Source organism: Lysobacter sp. N42 (assembly GCF_004344885.1).
This window is the reverse complement of the sequence record NZ_SKFB01000060.1, coordinates 1-13556: the sequence shown is the minus strand read 5'-3', so window position 1 is coordinate 13556 and position 13556 is coordinate 1. Positions and strand designations below refer to the sequence as shown.

Sequence of the window (13556 nt, the reverse complement as noted above, 5' to 3'; positions counted from 1 at the left end):
GCGCGCGCATTTCCTGGCCACGACGCTCGTGGTGGCTGCCTCGGTCGCAGGCGGGGTCCTGCTGTGGCGGCGCGAGGCCGCCGAAGCGCGCCAGGCCGTCCGCGCGCAGGCGCGGTGCGTGCTCGCACAGGTAGGCGGCGAGCGCGGCCTCGTCGGCCAGGCGGTACTGCACGCAGACCGCCGGCCAGGCATCGAGCGCCTGCGGCTCGACGACTTCGAAGGTCTCGGCGCCGAGAAAGCCCGGCAGCGCGAGGATCTCGGCCACGTGGCCGGTCAGCCAGGCGCGGTAGGCATCGTGCACGGACGGCTCGATCTCGACGCAGACCTCGTAGACCAGCATGTCAGGCCCCCGCCGTGGCCGCGGCGAGCACGCCATAGAGCGCGACCAGCGCGACCAGCATCACGTAGGCGGTGCCGAGCACGGCGTACTTGGCCGCGGTGGCCAGCCAGTGCTGGCGGTAGACGCGCTGCTGCATCGCGAACAGGTAGACGGGCAGCGCCACCCACAGCGCGGTCGTGAGCACGTAGCTGGCGACCTCGACCGGCGTCCACGGCAGCGCCGCGCGCAGCAGCACGAACGCGAACGTGACCAGCAGCACGAGCAGCATCGTCGCGTGGCTGTACAGCGCCACCACCAGATGCTCCAGGTAACCCCGCCCCGCGAACGGATACAGCGCGCGCAGCAGCAGCGCGAAGACCGGCACCAGCACGAACAGCGCGGGTGGCACGGAGGCGAGCAGCAGCTTGGCGAACAGGCCAAGGCCCTCGCGCTCGAAGCGCTCGGCGTTGCGCTCGAGGTTGGCGAGGCGGTGGTTGAACCAGCCGTCGGCGAAGGCGGGGACCCAGGCCGCATCGACCGGGTTGTCCTCCTCGTGCCAGGGCCTGGCGGGGTCGCGCAGCGGGCCGAACTCGCGGGCCAGTTGCTGCAGGCCGCGGCGTGCGTCCTCGCGCGTTGCCGCAGGCGTGTCCGGTGCGCTGGCCGGATCGCCGCGGGCCGGCGTCGTGGAGGCAGGCGCTGTCGCGACCGGCGCCGCGGCAGCGGGTGGCCGCGCCGCATCCGGGCCGGCGGGCGACGCCTTGGCCGCGGCCGCGCGCAGGGCGGCGATGCGCGCGCTCGCCGCCGCGCGGACCTGCCGCTCCTCCGCCTCGACCGCCGCGCTCACCCCGGGCACGAAGGACGCGTTCTCCCGGGCCTCGCGCAGGGCCGCGAGCCGTCGCGCGAGCTCGGCCTCGACGGCGGCCACCGTCTTCGCCTCGCGGATGGCGCGCATGTCCTCGTCGCCGTCGCCGCCCACCTGGACCACGCCGCCGCCGTTGCCCGCGCCACGCGCGGCCCCCACGCCCGCGGCGATCTGCCCGACGAAGAACGTCAGCACCGTGAGGATGACGAACAGGCGCAGCGGCGCGATGTAGCGCACGCGGTGGCCGGCGAGGTAGTTGCAGGCCACGCGGCCGGGCACGACGAGGTCGCGCAGGGTGCGGAAGACGCGGCCGTCCAGGTGCCAGAACGACTCGAACACCTCCTCGACCGCATGCCCGAAGTGGCGCAGCGGATTGGCCGCGTGCTGGCCGCAAACGTGGCAGTAGGCCCCCTGCAGCTTTGTGGCGCAGTTCTCGCAGGCGGTGGGCAAGTCGGCGTGCATCGCGTCCCCTTCGCGTATGGCGCGGGCATTGCACCACGCGCGGGGCGCCGCCGTGAACCGTGGTGCCTGTCGCCGCCGCTAAGATGGCCCGCCGCATCGGTCGCCGCCGTGTCCGCACCCCGCCTCGCCGCCGAGATCCGCAGGAGCGCCGCGCTGGCCGCGCCACTGGTGGCCGGGCACGTGTCGACCGGGCTGATCAGCTTCGTCGACAACGCCATCGCCGGGCGCCACGGCACCGCCACGCTGGCGGCGGTCGCGGTGGGCACCGCGCTCTTCTGGCTGCCGCTGATGGTGCCGATGGGCACGCTGATGGCGGTGCCGCCCTCAGTGTCGCAGCTCGACGGCGCCGGCCGCCGCGGCGAGATCGGCCCGCTGTTCCGGCAGGCGCTGTGGCTGGCGGCCGCGCTGGGCCTGCTGATGTTCCTGTTCCTCACGCTCGCCCCGCTCGCGCTGGCGCCCATGGGCATCGCCCCGGGCATCGTGCCGGGGGCCACCGACTTCCTGCACGGCATCCGCTGGGGCGTGCCCGCGCTCACCTTCTACTTCTGCATGCGCTACCTGGCCGAGGGCCTGCACTGGACGCTGCCGACCATGCTGCTGGGGGCGCTCGGGCTGGTGGTGCTGGTGCCGGTGGGCTATGCGCTGACCTTCGGCGCGGTCGGCCTGCCGGAGATGGGCGCGGCGGGGCTGGGCTATGCGTCCTCCATCATGCTCTGGCTGCAGGCGATCACCTTCGCCTTCGTGCTGCAGCGCGCGCCGCGCATGCGCGACCTGCGGCTGTTCGGGCGCTTCGACCCGCCGCGCTGGCGCGACATCCGCGGCCTGCTCGGCACCGGGCTGCCCATCGGCGTGACCATCCTCATGGAGGGCAGCCTGTTCATCGTCACCGCGCTGCTGATCGGGCGCCTGGGCGAGGTGCCCGCGGCGGCGCACCAGATCGCCATCAACGTGGCCAGCCTGTGCTTCATGGTGCCCATGGGCGTGGCCGAGGCCACCACGGTGCGCGTGGGCCATGCGCTGGGCCGCGCGGACGGGGCCGGCGTGCGTCGCGCCGCGCTGGCCGGCTACGCGATCGTGCTGGGCACGCAGCTGCTGTCGGCGATCGTGCTGCTGGCGGGCAACGAGACGGTGGTGTCGCTGTACACGCAGGACGCGGCGGTCGCGGCGCTGGCGGCGTCGCTGCTGCTGTACGCGGCGGCCTTCCAGTTCCCCGACGGCATCCAGGTGCTCTCGGCCGGCGCGCTGCGCGGGCTCAAGGACACCCGCGTGCCCATGGGCCTGGCCGCGTTCGCCTACTGGGGCATCGGCATGCCGCTGGGCGCCACGCTGGGCCTGGGGCTGGCCGGCAACGCGGCCTGGGGCCCGCGCGGCATGTGGCTGGGGCTGATCGCCGGCCTCACCGTGGCCGCGGTGCTGCTGGGCACGCGCCTGGCCCGCTCCAGCCGGCCTGAACGGCTGGCCGTCCGGATGGGCCGGTGACGCACGACACATGCCGCCACCGCGGCCGCCCCGCTACCCTGTCATGGCAATCGACCGAGATCCCTCCGCAATGAACCAGACCCGCCGCGGCCCCGTCGCGAGCTTCTTCGTCGGCCTGTGGGACGTGATGAACTTCACCCGCCGGCTCATCACCAACTTCCTGTTCTTCGGCCTGCTGTTCCTGCTGCTGATGTTCATCCTCGCGGCCATCGCCGGCGGCAGCGCGCGCCCGGTGCTCGATCGCAGCACCCTGGTGATCGCCCCCGAGGGCATGCTGGTCGAGCAGTACACCGCCGATCCGTTCACGCGCTCGCTGGCCAAGGCGCTGGGCGATGGGCGCGACGAGGTGCAGCTGCGCGACCTGCTGCGCGCGCTCGAAGCCGCGCGCACGGACAGGAAGATCGAACGCGTCTTCCTGCACCTGGACGGCCTGCAGGCCGGCGGCTTCGCGAGCCTGCGCGAGGTGGCCGACGCCATCGCGCGCCTGCGCGCCTCGGGCAAGCAGGTCATCGCCTTCTCCGAGCAGATGGACCAGAAGCAGTACCTGCTCGCCGCGCAGGCCAACGAGGTCTACCTCGACCCGATGGGCATGCTGCTGCTCGAAGGCCTGGGCCGCTACCGCCAGTACTTCCGCGAAGGGCTGCAGGACAAGCTCGGCGTCGACGTGCACCTGTTCAAGGTGGGCGAGTACAAGTCCGCCGCCGAACCCTACGTGCTCGACGCGGCGTCGCCGGAGTCGAAGGAAGCCGACCTGTTCTGGATGAACGATGTCTGGCAGCGCTACGTCGCGGACGTCGCCAAGGCCCGCCGCCTCCCGCCGGCGCAGGTCAAGTCGTCCATCGACGCGCTGCCCGCGGCGGTCACGAACGCGCAGGGCGACCTCGCGCAGGTGGCGATCCGGCAGGGGCTGGTCGACGGCCTGAAGACGCGCGAGCAGGTCGAGGACCTGCTGGCCGAGCGTGGGCTGGCCGACGAGGACGCCGAGGGTGGCTTCCGCCACGTCACGCTCGAGCGCTACCTGGCGCACCTGGACGAGGGCCTGCGCCCGGTGGTGGGTGGCAAGCAGGTCGCCGTGGTGGTGGCCGAGGGCGAGATCACCGGCGGCGACCAGCCCCCCGGCACCATCGGCGGCGACTCCACCGCCGCGCTGCTGCGCGAGGCGCGCGACGACGAGCACGTGCGCGCGGTGGTGCTGCGCGTGAACTCGCCCGGCGGCGAGGTGTTCGCCAGCGAGCAGATCCGGCGCGAGGTCGAGGCGCTCAAGCGCGAGGGCAAGCCCGTCGTGGTCTCGATGGGCGACGTCGCGGCCTCCGGCGGCTACTGGATCAGCATGAACGCCGACCGCATCTACGCCGACCCGAGCACGATCACCGGCTCCATCGGCATCTTCGGCCTGTTCCCCACGATCCCGCGCACGCTGGAGAAGATCGGCGTGCGCACCGACGGCGTGGGCACCACGCCGCTGGCCGGCGCTTTCGACATCACCCGCCCGCTCGATCCGCAGGTCGGCGGCGTGATCCAGTCGGTGATCGAGAAGGGCTACCGCGACTTCACCGGTCGCGTGGCGGACGCGCGCGGGCGCAGCGTCGAGCAGGTCGACGCCGTCGCCCGCGGGCGCGTGTGGAGCGGCGCGCAGGCGCAGCAGCGCGGGCTGGTGGATGCGATGGGCGGCCTGCAGGTGGCGATCGACGATGCCGCACGCCGCGCCAAGCTGGGCGAGCGCAAGGCCTGGCGCGTGCGCTACATCGAGAAGACCGGCACGCCCTTCGAGCGCTTCTTCGGCGGCGTGGCCGAAAGCCGCGTGGGCGCGATGCTGCTGCGCGATTCGGATATGGCCCGCACGCTGCTGGCGCGCATGGCCCCGCAGGCCGCGCGCGACCTGCGCTTCCTCGAGAAGGTGGCGACCGATCGCCGCGGGGCGCCGGTCAAGGCGGTGGCCTACTGCTTCTGCGGGCTGTAACGCGCCCGGCGGTGCAGTGACGAAACGCCCGGCCCAGGCCGGGCGTTTCGCATTGCGGTGGTCACGACGATGCCTGCGGCGCGCGTGGCGCCTGCTACGGCAAGCGATACCCACTTCGCGCCGCCATGCCGGCCTTCGTACGCATGCCGGCTGCCATGTCCTCAGCGTGATGGCTGCATCCGTGCGCATGACGGCCGCCTTGCCCGCACCGTGATGCGTGCGTTCGTGTGCGCTGAGGCGGCCGCGTCGCCATGGCGACGCGATACGCAATCCATGCCGTCATGCCCGCGAACGCGGGCATCCATGGACGTTGGCTTCTTCGATGCCTCGTCCGTGCACGGCATCAAGCCCTGCCTCGACCCGCTCGGTCCGGGCGTGGCAGCCGGTCGCTCCAAGGCGCACCGACCGGGAGTCAGCCGGCGCATGCGATCGCCCGGCGCGGGAGGGCGACACGCGTGCAAGCGCCGCACGCCATCGTCCCGGCGAACGCGGAGCCCGCTGCGCTGCTTCCGCCAGCGGGCATCCGGCGCCCGCCCCTGGACACCGGTTCGCGCTATCGCGTTGCCGCATCCACCACGTCGGCGCCCTGTTCGGCGGCCTCGACCGCCGCACGCCGTGCATCGGCCGCGGCATCGAGGGCGGCCTGCGCATCGCGGGCGCGATCCAGCGGTTCGCGCACGGCGCGGGCGAGGTCGTCGCGTCGCCCCGCATCGGCGACTGCCGACGCCTTCGGCTCCGGCGGCTGCTCCTTGTCGGGCGCCTGCGGACGCGAGCAGGCGGCGACGGCGAGCAGCAGGGTGGGCAGCAGGCCGGGCAGGATCCATCGGGTCATGGCGGCGATCTCCGGTGGTGAGGTGGCTATCCTACGCCCGCACTTTCGGAGGCATGCGATGCACGACACCCGCTGGCGGCTGGATGGAAAGCTCGCGCTCGTGACCGGCGGCAGCGCCGGCATCGGCCGCGCGATCGCGCGCGAGCTGCTGGGTTTCGGCGCCGACGTGCTGCTGGCCGCGCGCGAGGCCGATGCGCTCGACGCCGCGCGTGCGGAGCTGACGGAGGAATTCCCCGACCGCCTGGTCATGGCCTTCACCGCCGATGTCGGCGTCGACGAGCAGCGTCGCGAACTGCTGGACTGGGTCGAGGACCAGGGCGAAGGCCAGCTCGACATCCTCGTCAACAACGCCGGCGGCAACCTGTCCAAGCCGGCGACCGACTACGCCGACGACGAGTGGCGCGCCATCTTCGAGGTCAATCTGTTCTCGGCCTTCGAGCTCGCCCGCTGGGCCCATCCGCTGCTCACGCGGCATGCGCAGTCGTGCATCGTCAACGTGGGCAGCGTGTCGGGCCTCACCCACGTGCGCACCGGCGCGCCCTACGGCATGGCCAAGGCCGCGCTGCACCAGATGACGAAGAACCTGGCGGTGGAATGGGCCGACGACGGCGTGCGCGTGAACGCCGTGGCGCCCTGGTACATCCGCACGCGGCGCACGTCGGTGAAGCTGGCCGATGCCGACTACCTGGACGACGTGCTCCTGCGCACGCCGCTGGGCCGCGTGGGCGAGCCGGAGGAGGTCGCCGCGGCCGTCGCGTTCCTGTGCCTGCCGGCGTCGTCCTACATCACCGGCGAGACGATCGCGGTGGACGGCGGGTTCCTGCGCTACGGCTTCTGAGGCCCGGTCGCATCGTCGGGGACCCCATCGGCGCGACAGGGCGGCGCCGGTGCCGGCGGGCGGCACTGTCGCACCGCAGGAGTTTCCCCAGGCGTATCGCGCCGGCCCGCTGGAGGCGGCACGGCAAAACGGCATGACCATCGAAGCCGTCGGCCCGCATTACCGCCGCGACCATCCCACCGTTGACGCAGTTGTTGCGAATGATTAGCGTTTGCACGAACTGATCAGGGAATGTCGCCATGACCCTCACCTCCACCGGGCCCATCGGCCCGACCCCCGCCCCGTCCCGGCCGCAGCCCGACCCGGCCACGGCCCGCCCGCCGGGCATCGACAGCGCCCTGCTGTTCCGGGGCGCGCGGGAGCTCGAGATCCGCCATGGCGACGATCGCTATCGCCTGCGGCATACGCGCAACGGCAAGCTGATCCTCACCAAGTAGTCCGCCCACTCCAGGCAGCCAGCCACCGGCCCGCCGGACGCCAGCGCCGCATCCCGCGAGCCTCCCATGCGTCCGATCCTGCCCGCCGTCGAGCCCGGCGCCGTGCTGTTCCCGAAATCCCGGCTTCATCGCGCCCGCCGCCCGCTTGCCCCGCCGCGCACGCGGCTCCCGCAGGCCGCCCAGCTGGCCGCGCTGGGTGCGGTGCTCTGCCTGTACCCGGTCGAGCCCGGCGGACAGCTCGCCGGCTGGGCCCGCGCGGTGGGCTGCGCCGTCGGCGCGGTCACCGACAACGACGGCCCGCGCGAGTGGATCGACTTCCTCGACGCCGCCGGCCGCCGCTGCTGGCGGCTCCACCGCCTGCCTGACAGCGATGCCGCGGCCTGGGCGCGCCTCGCCGCGGGACTGCCGGCGGCGGCCGATCCGGCGGGGGAGGGCCTGCTCGCCCGGCTGTGGCAGGGCGCCATCACGGCGCTGCGCGAGCCGCCGCGCGCGGCCGACGTGGTGCGCCTACACGCGGCGGGCGACGGCGCGCTGGGCGCATCGCTGGTGCGCGTGTCGGACTTCGGGGCAGGGATCGCCGCGCAGCTGGCGCGCAGGGAGGGCGCAGTCAACGCCGCGCACCTTCGCGAACGCTGCAGTGCCTGCGTCGAAGCCTGCAGGCGGGGCCACTGAGCGCCGCGTGCCGGCAACGGCGCTCGCGGTAGCGGCAATGCGCTGGCGCCGGTCGGCTGTCCGGCGCCAACGCACCTGCCGTCCTGCTAGGCGCTGTGCACGACGCGGGCGCGCGGGCCCGAGCGTGTCAGCGCCACGATCTGCCACAGCGCCGACAGGCCGACCAGCACGTACACCACGCGCGCGGGCACGGCGTCCTGGCCGCCGAACAGCGTCGCCACCAGATCGAACTCGAACGCGCCGACCAGGCCCCAGTTGAGGCCACCGATCACCAGCAGCGCCAGCGTCAGGAAATTCAGGCTTTTCATCGCAGTTTCTCCGGGTGGGGCGGGGCGTCAGCCCTGCGGCATGAGGACCGTGTCGATGACGTGGATGACGCCGTTGCTGGCCGCCACGTCCGGGGCCACGACGCGGGCGCCGTCGACGCTGAGCGTGCTGCCGGAGGCGCGGATCGCCAGCCGGCCGCCCTGGACCGTGGCGGCCGAGTCCAGCGTCGCCGCCCGGCTTGCGCTCACCCGGCCCGGAACGACGTGGTAGGTGAGGATGGCCACCAGCTTCGCGCGGTTCTCGGGCCTGAGCAGGCTCTCGAGGGTGCCCGCGGGGAGCGCGGCGAAGGCCGCATCGGTGGGCGCGAACACGGTGAACGGACCGGGGCCCTTGAGCGTGTCGACCAGCCCCGCGGCCTGCAGCGCGGCGGCGAGGGTCTTGAACTGACCGGCGTGCAGCGCGGTGTCGACGATGTCGCCCTGGGCCTGGGCGGGGCCGTGCGGGCCGCCCTCGCCACCACGTGGCGCGGCGGCCAGCGCGACCGGTGCGGAAACGGCCAGGGCCAGTACGGTGGCCAGGGCGGAAAGACGTGATGCGATCGGACGCGAAGCCATGACGGTTCTCCGGAACGGAAAGTGCGGGGGACGCCACGGAGTGTCCTTGCGCCATCGTTAGGCAGACGTACGGCTCTGCGCTGTACAAAGGCTGTGCATTCGACGCGTGTACCCGATCAAGGCCGCGGCCGAACTCGCCGGACTGAGCACCGAGACCCTGCCGGCCTGGGAGCGCCGGCATGGCGCGATCCGCCCGGCCCGGGACGCGCGCGGTCGCCGCCTCTACGACGCGGCCATCATCGAGCGGCTCTCGCGCCTTCATCGCCTCACCGACCGCGGCCATCCCATCCGCGACCTCGTCCGCCTGGACGACCCGGCCCTCGACCGCCTGCTCGACGACGGCCGGCAGGCGGCCTACGGCGGAGTGGAGACACTGCCGGCGCGCATGCTCGACGCGATCGGCGAGTACCGGGTCGACGTCTTCGATCGGGACCTGTGCGTGGCGATCGCCACCCTGCCGATGCCGGTGCTGATGAGCCGCGTGGTCATGCCGCTGCTGCGCGAGGTGGGGCTGCGCTGGGCCGACGGCCGCCTCGCCATCGCCCAGGAACGCCTGGTGAGCAGCCTGCTGCGCATGCGCCTGCTCGCCGTGCTCAGCCCGCCGGCGCGCGGGCAGCGGGCCCGCCTGCTGTTCGCCACGCTTCCGGGCGAGCGCCACGAGCTGGGCCTGATCGGCGCGGCCCTGCAGGTGCACGAGGCGGGCGTGCCGCTGCTCTACCTCGGCACCGAACTCCCGGCGGCCGAGATCGCCCGCGTGGCGGCCAAGCTCGATGTCGGCGGCGTCGCGCTGAGCTCGGTGGATCCCCGGCAGGCGCGGCCGGCGCTGGAGGAGCTGCGTGAGCTCGATGCCAGCCTCGCGCCGGGCCTGCCCGTCTGGCTCGGCGGTGCGAACGCGCGCTACCTCGCCGAGGAGCTGCGCTCGCAACGGATCCGCCCGGTGGACGACGCGCATCTGATCGCGCGCAGCCCGGCGCTGCGCGCACGCGCAGGCACAGCGCGGCGCAGCACGTAGCGGAGCCTGACGATCCGGCGCCGATGCACGCCGAGCCGGCTGCTGGACGGAAAGCCGCTGGAGCGCCCGGCCTTGGCGGTGTCAGGCGCCAGCGCTGCAGGCCAGGCGTGCCGACGCGCCGCGGTGCCGCGCCACGGCCACCGTGGACGGGTGGCGGGGCGGGCGCACATGCGAACGGGCGCCACGCGGCGCCCGTCCGGAGCGGAACCGACGCGAAGTCGATTCAGAGCATTTCGCGATCGCCGCGCGAGCCCGAGGAGGAGCCGCGCCCGGAGGAGAACTGGCCCTGGTTGTCGCGGCCGCCCGCCCTCATGCCCTGCTGTTCCTCGCCGCGCGAGCCGCGACGGTTGCCGCCGCCGGAGGCCTCGCCGCCCTTGCGGCCGATCGCGGCCATGTGCTCGCGGTCCTGGCTCACCGCCTCGCCGCCCTTGCGGGCGATCGCGCGCTGCTCGGCCGGGTCCATCGCCGCGAAGCCGCGGTTGCTGCGTCCACTCGTGTTGCCGCCGTTGTTGTTGTTCGCCATGTCCAAGCTCCTGGTCCGCGATGCCTCGATCGCTGCATGTGGGGGTGGTGAGGATTACGGGAGCCCGTGGCCGGCGCTCCAGCCCCGGGCGCGATCGATGCTAGGCATGCGGCCGTTAGCGGCCGGCTTGGATGCGGTGAAAGCGCGGCTAACGCAGTTCAGCTGATTTAGGCAAGGCGGGCGGTCGAAACCACGCGCTGCGACCCGCTCACGCCGCGGGTGCTCTCATCTGCGAATGCTCGAGACCCCCGCGTTCGCCACCACCCCCGACCACGCCCCGCCACCGGCCCGTCCGTCCTGGTGGCATCGACACCGCCGCAACCTGCTCGTCGCCCTGGGCCTGTTCCTGCTCGCCTTCGCGTGGATGGCCTGGCGCCTGCCCCTCAACCGCGCGCTGGAGCCGCTGCCCGATCCCACGCTGGTGCTGGTCGACCGCCATGGCGAGCCGTTCGCGCGCCGCGGCGCGTACAAGGAGGCCCCGGTGGACGCCGCCGCGCTGCCGCCGCACGTGCCGGCCGCCTTCGTGGCCATCGAGGACCGGCGCTTCTTCGACCACATGGGCATCGACCTGCGCGGCATCACCCGCGCCGCCGTGCAGAACGTGCGCGCGGGCGAGGTCCGCCAGGGCGGCAGCACCATCACCCAGCAGCTGGCCAAGACCGCCTTCCTGGAGCCCGACCGCACCTTCCGCCGCAAGATCCGCGAGGCGCTGATCGCCCTGTACCTGGAAGCGCGCCTGAGCAAGGAGGAGATCCTCTCGCGCTACCTGAGCGCGGTGTATTTCGGCGACGGCGTGTACGGGCTGCGGGCGGCGGCGCGGCACTACTTCGACAAGCCCCCCGAGAAGCTGGACCTGGGCGAGGCGGCCATGCTCGCCGGGCTGGTCAAGGCGCCCTCGCGCCTGGCGCCGACCAACGACCTCGAGGCCGCGCGGGCGCGCATGCGCGTGGTCCTGCAGGCGATGGCCGAAACCGGGGCGATCACCCCGGAGCAGGCGAGGAAGGCGCGCCGCCCGCGCGTGCGCGAGGGTCGCGCGGCCTTGCCGGTGGGCACCTGGTTCGCCGACTGGGTCTCGCCGCAGGCCAAGGAGGCCTTCGGCGCCGACTACGGCGAGATCCGCGTGCGCACCACGCTGGACGCGCGCATGCAGCGCCATGCCCTGCGCACCGTGCAGCGCTGGCTGGCCCGCGAGGGCGCGCGCAGCAACGCCAGCCAGGCCGCGCTGGTGGCCATGTCGCCGGAGGGCGACGTGCGGGCGCTGGTGGGCGGCCGCGACTACAAGGCCAGCCAGTTCGACCGCGCCACCCAGGCCCGGCGCCAGCCCGGCTCGGCCTTCAAGCTCTTCACCTACTGGGCCGCGCTGGAGCAGGGCGCCTCGCCGGCCACGCCGATCCAGGACACCCCGCTCACGCTGGGCGACTGGTCGCCGGAGAACTACGACGGCCGCTATGCCGGCACCATCCCGCTGCGCGAGGCCTTCGCGCGCTCGAGCAACGTCGCCGCGGTGCGGCTGGTCGACCGCCTCGGCCCCGAGGCCGTGGTGCGTGCCGCGCGCGAGCTCGGCATCGAAAGTGAGCTCGGTTCCGACGCCACCATCGCGCTGGGGACGTACGAGGTCACCCTGCTCGAGCTCACCGCGGCCTATGCCGCCTTCGCCGCCGGCGCCGCGCCCGTGGTGCCGCACGGCCTGCCGGCCATGCGCCCGGCCACGCCGGCCGCGCCGCTGGACCCGCGGCGCCGCGCCATGATGCTGGACCTGCTCTGGGGCGTGGTCGACCACGGCACCGGCCGCGCCGCGCGGCTGGGCGTGCCGGCCTTCGGCAAGACCGGCACCACGCAGGACTACCGCGACGCGCTGTTCGTGGGCATGGCAGGCGACCTGGTGGTGGGCGTCTGGGTGGGCAACGACGACGGCAGCCCCATGCGGCGCGTGACCGGCGGCGGCCTGCCCGCGCGCATCTGGCGCGACTTCATGGACGATGCCCTGCGCATGGCGCCCTCGCGCGGCCGCCCGGCCGAGCGGGTGCGCGGGGCGCCGGTGCCGGGGCCGGCTCCCGTGGACGTCGAGGGCATGGATCCTGACGTGATCCCGGAAGACGTGGACGCCGCGCCCGGCGAGCCCATGCCGTTCCCGGTCGAGGCGCTGGAGCCCGCCGACGAGCTGCCACCGGAGGACGTGGCGGTGGAGGACGCACCGCCTGCCGAAGTCCCCGAAACGGTCGACGTCGCGCCGCCGGAGGACGTGCCTGCGCCTCCGGTCGAGCGTGGCGAGGACGACGACGGTGGAGCCGCGACGGTCGCCGGCCGGCTCCTGCCCGGCCTGGCCACAAAGCAGCGCCCACGCGCGCGGCGGCCCGTACCGGCCGCGGGCGCGTCAGCGGCCCACGGGTAGCGCACCTGCGGCGGGCGTCGGTGCCGACGGCGGTTGCCGCCGCCGGATGGGAGGGGTGCCGCGTGCAGCCGCCGTCCACGCCGGTTCGGGCAGTCTGCAGGCGTGAATACCTCCAACGTCCTCGACTTCGCCGATTTCCAGCGCCGCTGCGGCCAGCTCTCGGTCCGCCAGGCCTGCCTGCCGGCGGGGATCGACCCCATCGACCAGGCCGAGCTCGACCGCCTGGTGCGCCGTCGACGCAGGCTGGACGCCGGCCAGGCCCTCTACCGTGCCGGCGATGCGATGTCGGCGGTGCACGTGGCCCGCTGCGGGACGTTCAAGGCCGTGGTGCCCAGCGCCCAGGGCGAAGCCACGGTCGTCGCCTTCCACCTGCCCGGCGAGCTCATCGGACTGGACGGGCTGGGCGCGGGCCGCCACCGCTGCGACGCCATCGCCCTCGAGCCGGCCGACGTCTGCGAACTGCCTTACGAGGCCCTGGCCGAAGCCGCCGCCCGCCTGCCGAAACTCCGCGCTCAGCTGCACCGCGTCGTCGGGCTGGGGATCGCGCGCGACATGGACCATGCCGCGCTGCTGATGCGCCGGCTCGCCCACGAGCGCGTGGCCGGCTTCCTCGACGACCTCAGCCGTCGCTACTGCGCCCTGGGCGCGCCGCCGGGCGGTTTCCGCCTGCCCATGGCCCGCGACGAGATCGCCGCCTATCTCGGCCTCACGCTCGAATCGGTCAGCCGCAGCCTGACCCGTCTGCAGGAGGACGGCATGCTGTACGTGCGCGGGCGGCGCATCGAGATCCTCGACCCGCCGCGGCTGGCGGCGGTGGCGGGCAGCGCGGCCTGAGCGCCCCCGGGCCGGGCGCGCGGCAGGCGAGGTTCCTGCGGCCTGCGGTGCCC

At 73.9% G+C, this 13556-nt stretch carries 14 protein-coding genes; 8 read left to right on the top strand and 6 right to left on the bottom strand.

Annotated elements, in window-relative coordinates:
• A partial coding sequence (locus EYQ95_RS24665; protein WP_165924855.1) for a DUF4286 family protein occupies nucleotides 1-340 on the bottom strand: 340 nt, incomplete at its 3' end.
• Between the two features lies 1 nt (nucleotide 341).
• Nucleotides 342-1643, bottom strand: coding sequence for a DUF3667 domain-containing protein (locus EYQ95_RS26645; RefSeq protein ID WP_207916656.1), 1302 nt, complete (start codon nucleotides 1641-1643; stop codon nucleotides 342-344).
• Between the two features lie 108 nt (nucleotides 1644-1751).
• On the opposite strand from EYQ95_RS26645, the gene EYQ95_RS24655 reads away from it, so the two are divergent.
• Nucleotides 1752-3122: an MATE family efflux transporter gene (locus tag EYQ95_RS24655; RefSeq protein ID WP_243700069.1), complete on the top strand. Its 1371-nt coding sequence runs from the start codon at nucleotides 1752-1754 to the stop codon at nucleotides 3120-3122.
• A gap of 70 nt (nucleotides 3123-3192) precedes the next feature.
• A complete protein-coding gene (gene sppA / locus EYQ95_RS24650) occupies nucleotides 3193-5082 on the top strand; it encodes a signal peptide peptidase SppA (RefSeq protein WP_132331595.1) in 1890 nt (629 codons plus the stop codon).
• Between the two features lie 553 nt (nucleotides 5083-5635).
• Here sppA and EYQ95_RS24645 read toward each other — a convergent pair.
• The gene (locus EYQ95_RS24645; protein WP_132331593.1) at nucleotides 5636-5914 is read right to left on the bottom strand and encodes a hypothetical protein; all 279 of its coding nucleotides are present in this window, start codon (nucleotides 5912-5914) and stop codon (nucleotides 5636-5638) included.
• A 58-nt stretch (nucleotides 5915-5972) separates the two neighbouring features.
• On the opposite strand from EYQ95_RS24645, the gene EYQ95_RS24640 reads away from it, so the two are divergent.
• From EYQ95_RS24640 to EYQ95_RS24630, 3 genes are all read left to right on the top strand, one after another.
• Nucleotides 5973-6752: an SDR family oxidoreductase gene (locus tag EYQ95_RS24640; RefSeq protein WP_132331591.1), complete on the top strand. Its 780-nt coding sequence runs from the start codon at nucleotides 5973-5975 to the stop codon at nucleotides 6750-6752.
• Nucleotides 6753-6991: 239 nt separating this feature from the next.
• The gene (gene hemP, locus EYQ95_RS24635; protein ID WP_132331589.1) at nucleotides 6992-7189 is read left to right on the top strand and encodes a hemin uptake protein HemP; all 198 of its coding nucleotides are present in this window, start codon (nucleotides 6992-6994) and stop codon (nucleotides 7187-7189) included.
• A gap of 66 nt (nucleotides 7190-7255) precedes the next feature.
• Nucleotides 7256-7861 carry a Hemin transport protein gene (locus EYQ95_RS24630; RefSeq protein WP_132331587.1) on the top strand — a complete coding sequence of 202 codons (606 nt, stop codon included), beginning with the start codon at nucleotides 7256-7258 and terminating at the stop codon, nucleotides 7859-7861.
• Nucleotides 7862-7947: 86 nt separating this feature from the next.
• Here the strand turns inward: EYQ95_RS24630 and EYQ95_RS24625 are convergent, their stop codons facing one another.
• Complete coding sequence (locus EYQ95_RS24625; protein ID WP_132331585.1) at nucleotides 7948-8169, bottom strand: DUF378 domain-containing protein; 222 nt, start codon at nucleotides 8167-8169, stop codon at nucleotides 7948-7950.
• A 27-nt stretch (nucleotides 8170-8196) separates the two neighbouring features.
• Nucleotides 8197-8727, bottom strand: coding sequence for a fasciclin domain-containing protein (locus tag EYQ95_RS24620; RefSeq protein WP_370451339.1), 531 nt, complete (start codon nucleotides 8725-8727; stop codon nucleotides 8197-8199).
• A 121-nt stretch (nucleotides 8728-8848) separates the two neighbouring features.
• On the opposite strand from EYQ95_RS24620, the gene EYQ95_RS24615 reads away from it, so the two are divergent.
• Nucleotides 8849-9754 carry a cobalamin B12-binding domain-containing protein gene (locus tag EYQ95_RS24615; protein ID WP_132331582.1) on the top strand — a complete coding sequence of 302 codons (906 nt, stop codon included), beginning with the start codon at nucleotides 8849-8851 and terminating at the stop codon, nucleotides 9752-9754.
• Nucleotides 9755-9977: 223 nt separating this feature from the next.
• Here EYQ95_RS24615 and EYQ95_RS24610 read toward each other — a convergent pair whose 3' ends face one another.
• Nucleotides 9978-10277, bottom strand: a complete 300-nt coding sequence (locus EYQ95_RS24610) for a KGG domain-containing protein (protein ID WP_132331580.1) — start codon at nucleotides 10275-10277, stop codon at nucleotides 9978-9980.
• Nucleotides 10278-10512: 235 nt separating this feature from the next.
• Here EYQ95_RS24610 and EYQ95_RS24605 point away from each other — a divergent pair, with 235 nt between their 5' ends.
• Nucleotides 10513-12669 carry a transglycosylase domain-containing protein gene (locus EYQ95_RS24605; RefSeq protein ID WP_207916653.1) on the top strand — a complete coding sequence of 719 codons (2157 nt, stop codon included), beginning with the start codon at nucleotides 10513-10515 and terminating at the stop codon, nucleotides 12667-12669.
• 102 nt (nucleotides 12670-12771) lie between these two features.
• Nucleotides 12772-13503: a helix-turn-helix domain-containing protein gene (locus tag EYQ95_RS24600; RefSeq protein WP_165924854.1), complete on the top strand. Its 732-nt coding sequence runs from the start codon at nucleotides 12772-12774 to the stop codon at nucleotides 13501-13503.
• Nucleotides 13504-13556: the final 53 nt, after the last annotated feature.

Bases quoted from the DNA above. Each gene is read 5' to 3' on its own strand.
- EYQ95_RS26645 (WP_207916656.1), bottom strand. From the start codon at position 1,643: ATGCACGCCGACTTGCCCACCGCCTGCGAGAACTGCGCCACAAAGCTG.
- sppA (WP_132331595.1), top strand. From the start codon at position 3,193: ATGAACCAGACCCGCCGCGGCCCCGTCGCGAGCTTCTTCGTCGGCCTG.
- EYQ95_RS24645 (WP_132331593.1), bottom strand. From the start codon at position 5,914: ATGACCCGATGGATCCTGCCCGGCCTGCTGCCCACCCTGCTGCTCGCC.
- EYQ95_RS24640 (WP_132331591.1), top strand. From the start codon at position 5,973: ATGCACGACACCCGCTGGCGGCTGGATGGAAAGCTCGCGCTCGTGACC.
- hemP (WP_132331589.1), top strand. From the start codon at position 6,992: ATGACCCTCACCTCCACCGGGCCCATCGGCCCGACCCCCGCCCCGTCC.
- EYQ95_RS24630 (WP_132331587.1), top strand. From the start codon at position 7,256: ATGCGTCCGATCCTGCCCGCCGTCGAGCCCGGCGCCGTGCTGTTCCCG.
- EYQ95_RS24625 (WP_132331585.1), bottom strand. From the start codon at position 8,169: ATGAAAAGCCTGAATTTCCTGACGCTGGCGCTGCTGGTGATCGGTGGC.
- EYQ95_RS24610 (WP_132331580.1), bottom strand. From the start codon at position 10,277: ATGGCGAACAACAACAACGGCGGCAACACGAGTGGACGCAGCAACCGC.
- EYQ95_RS24605 (WP_207916653.1), top strand. From the start codon at position 10,513: ATGCTCGAGACCCCCGCGTTCGCCACCACCCCCGACCACGCCCCGCCA.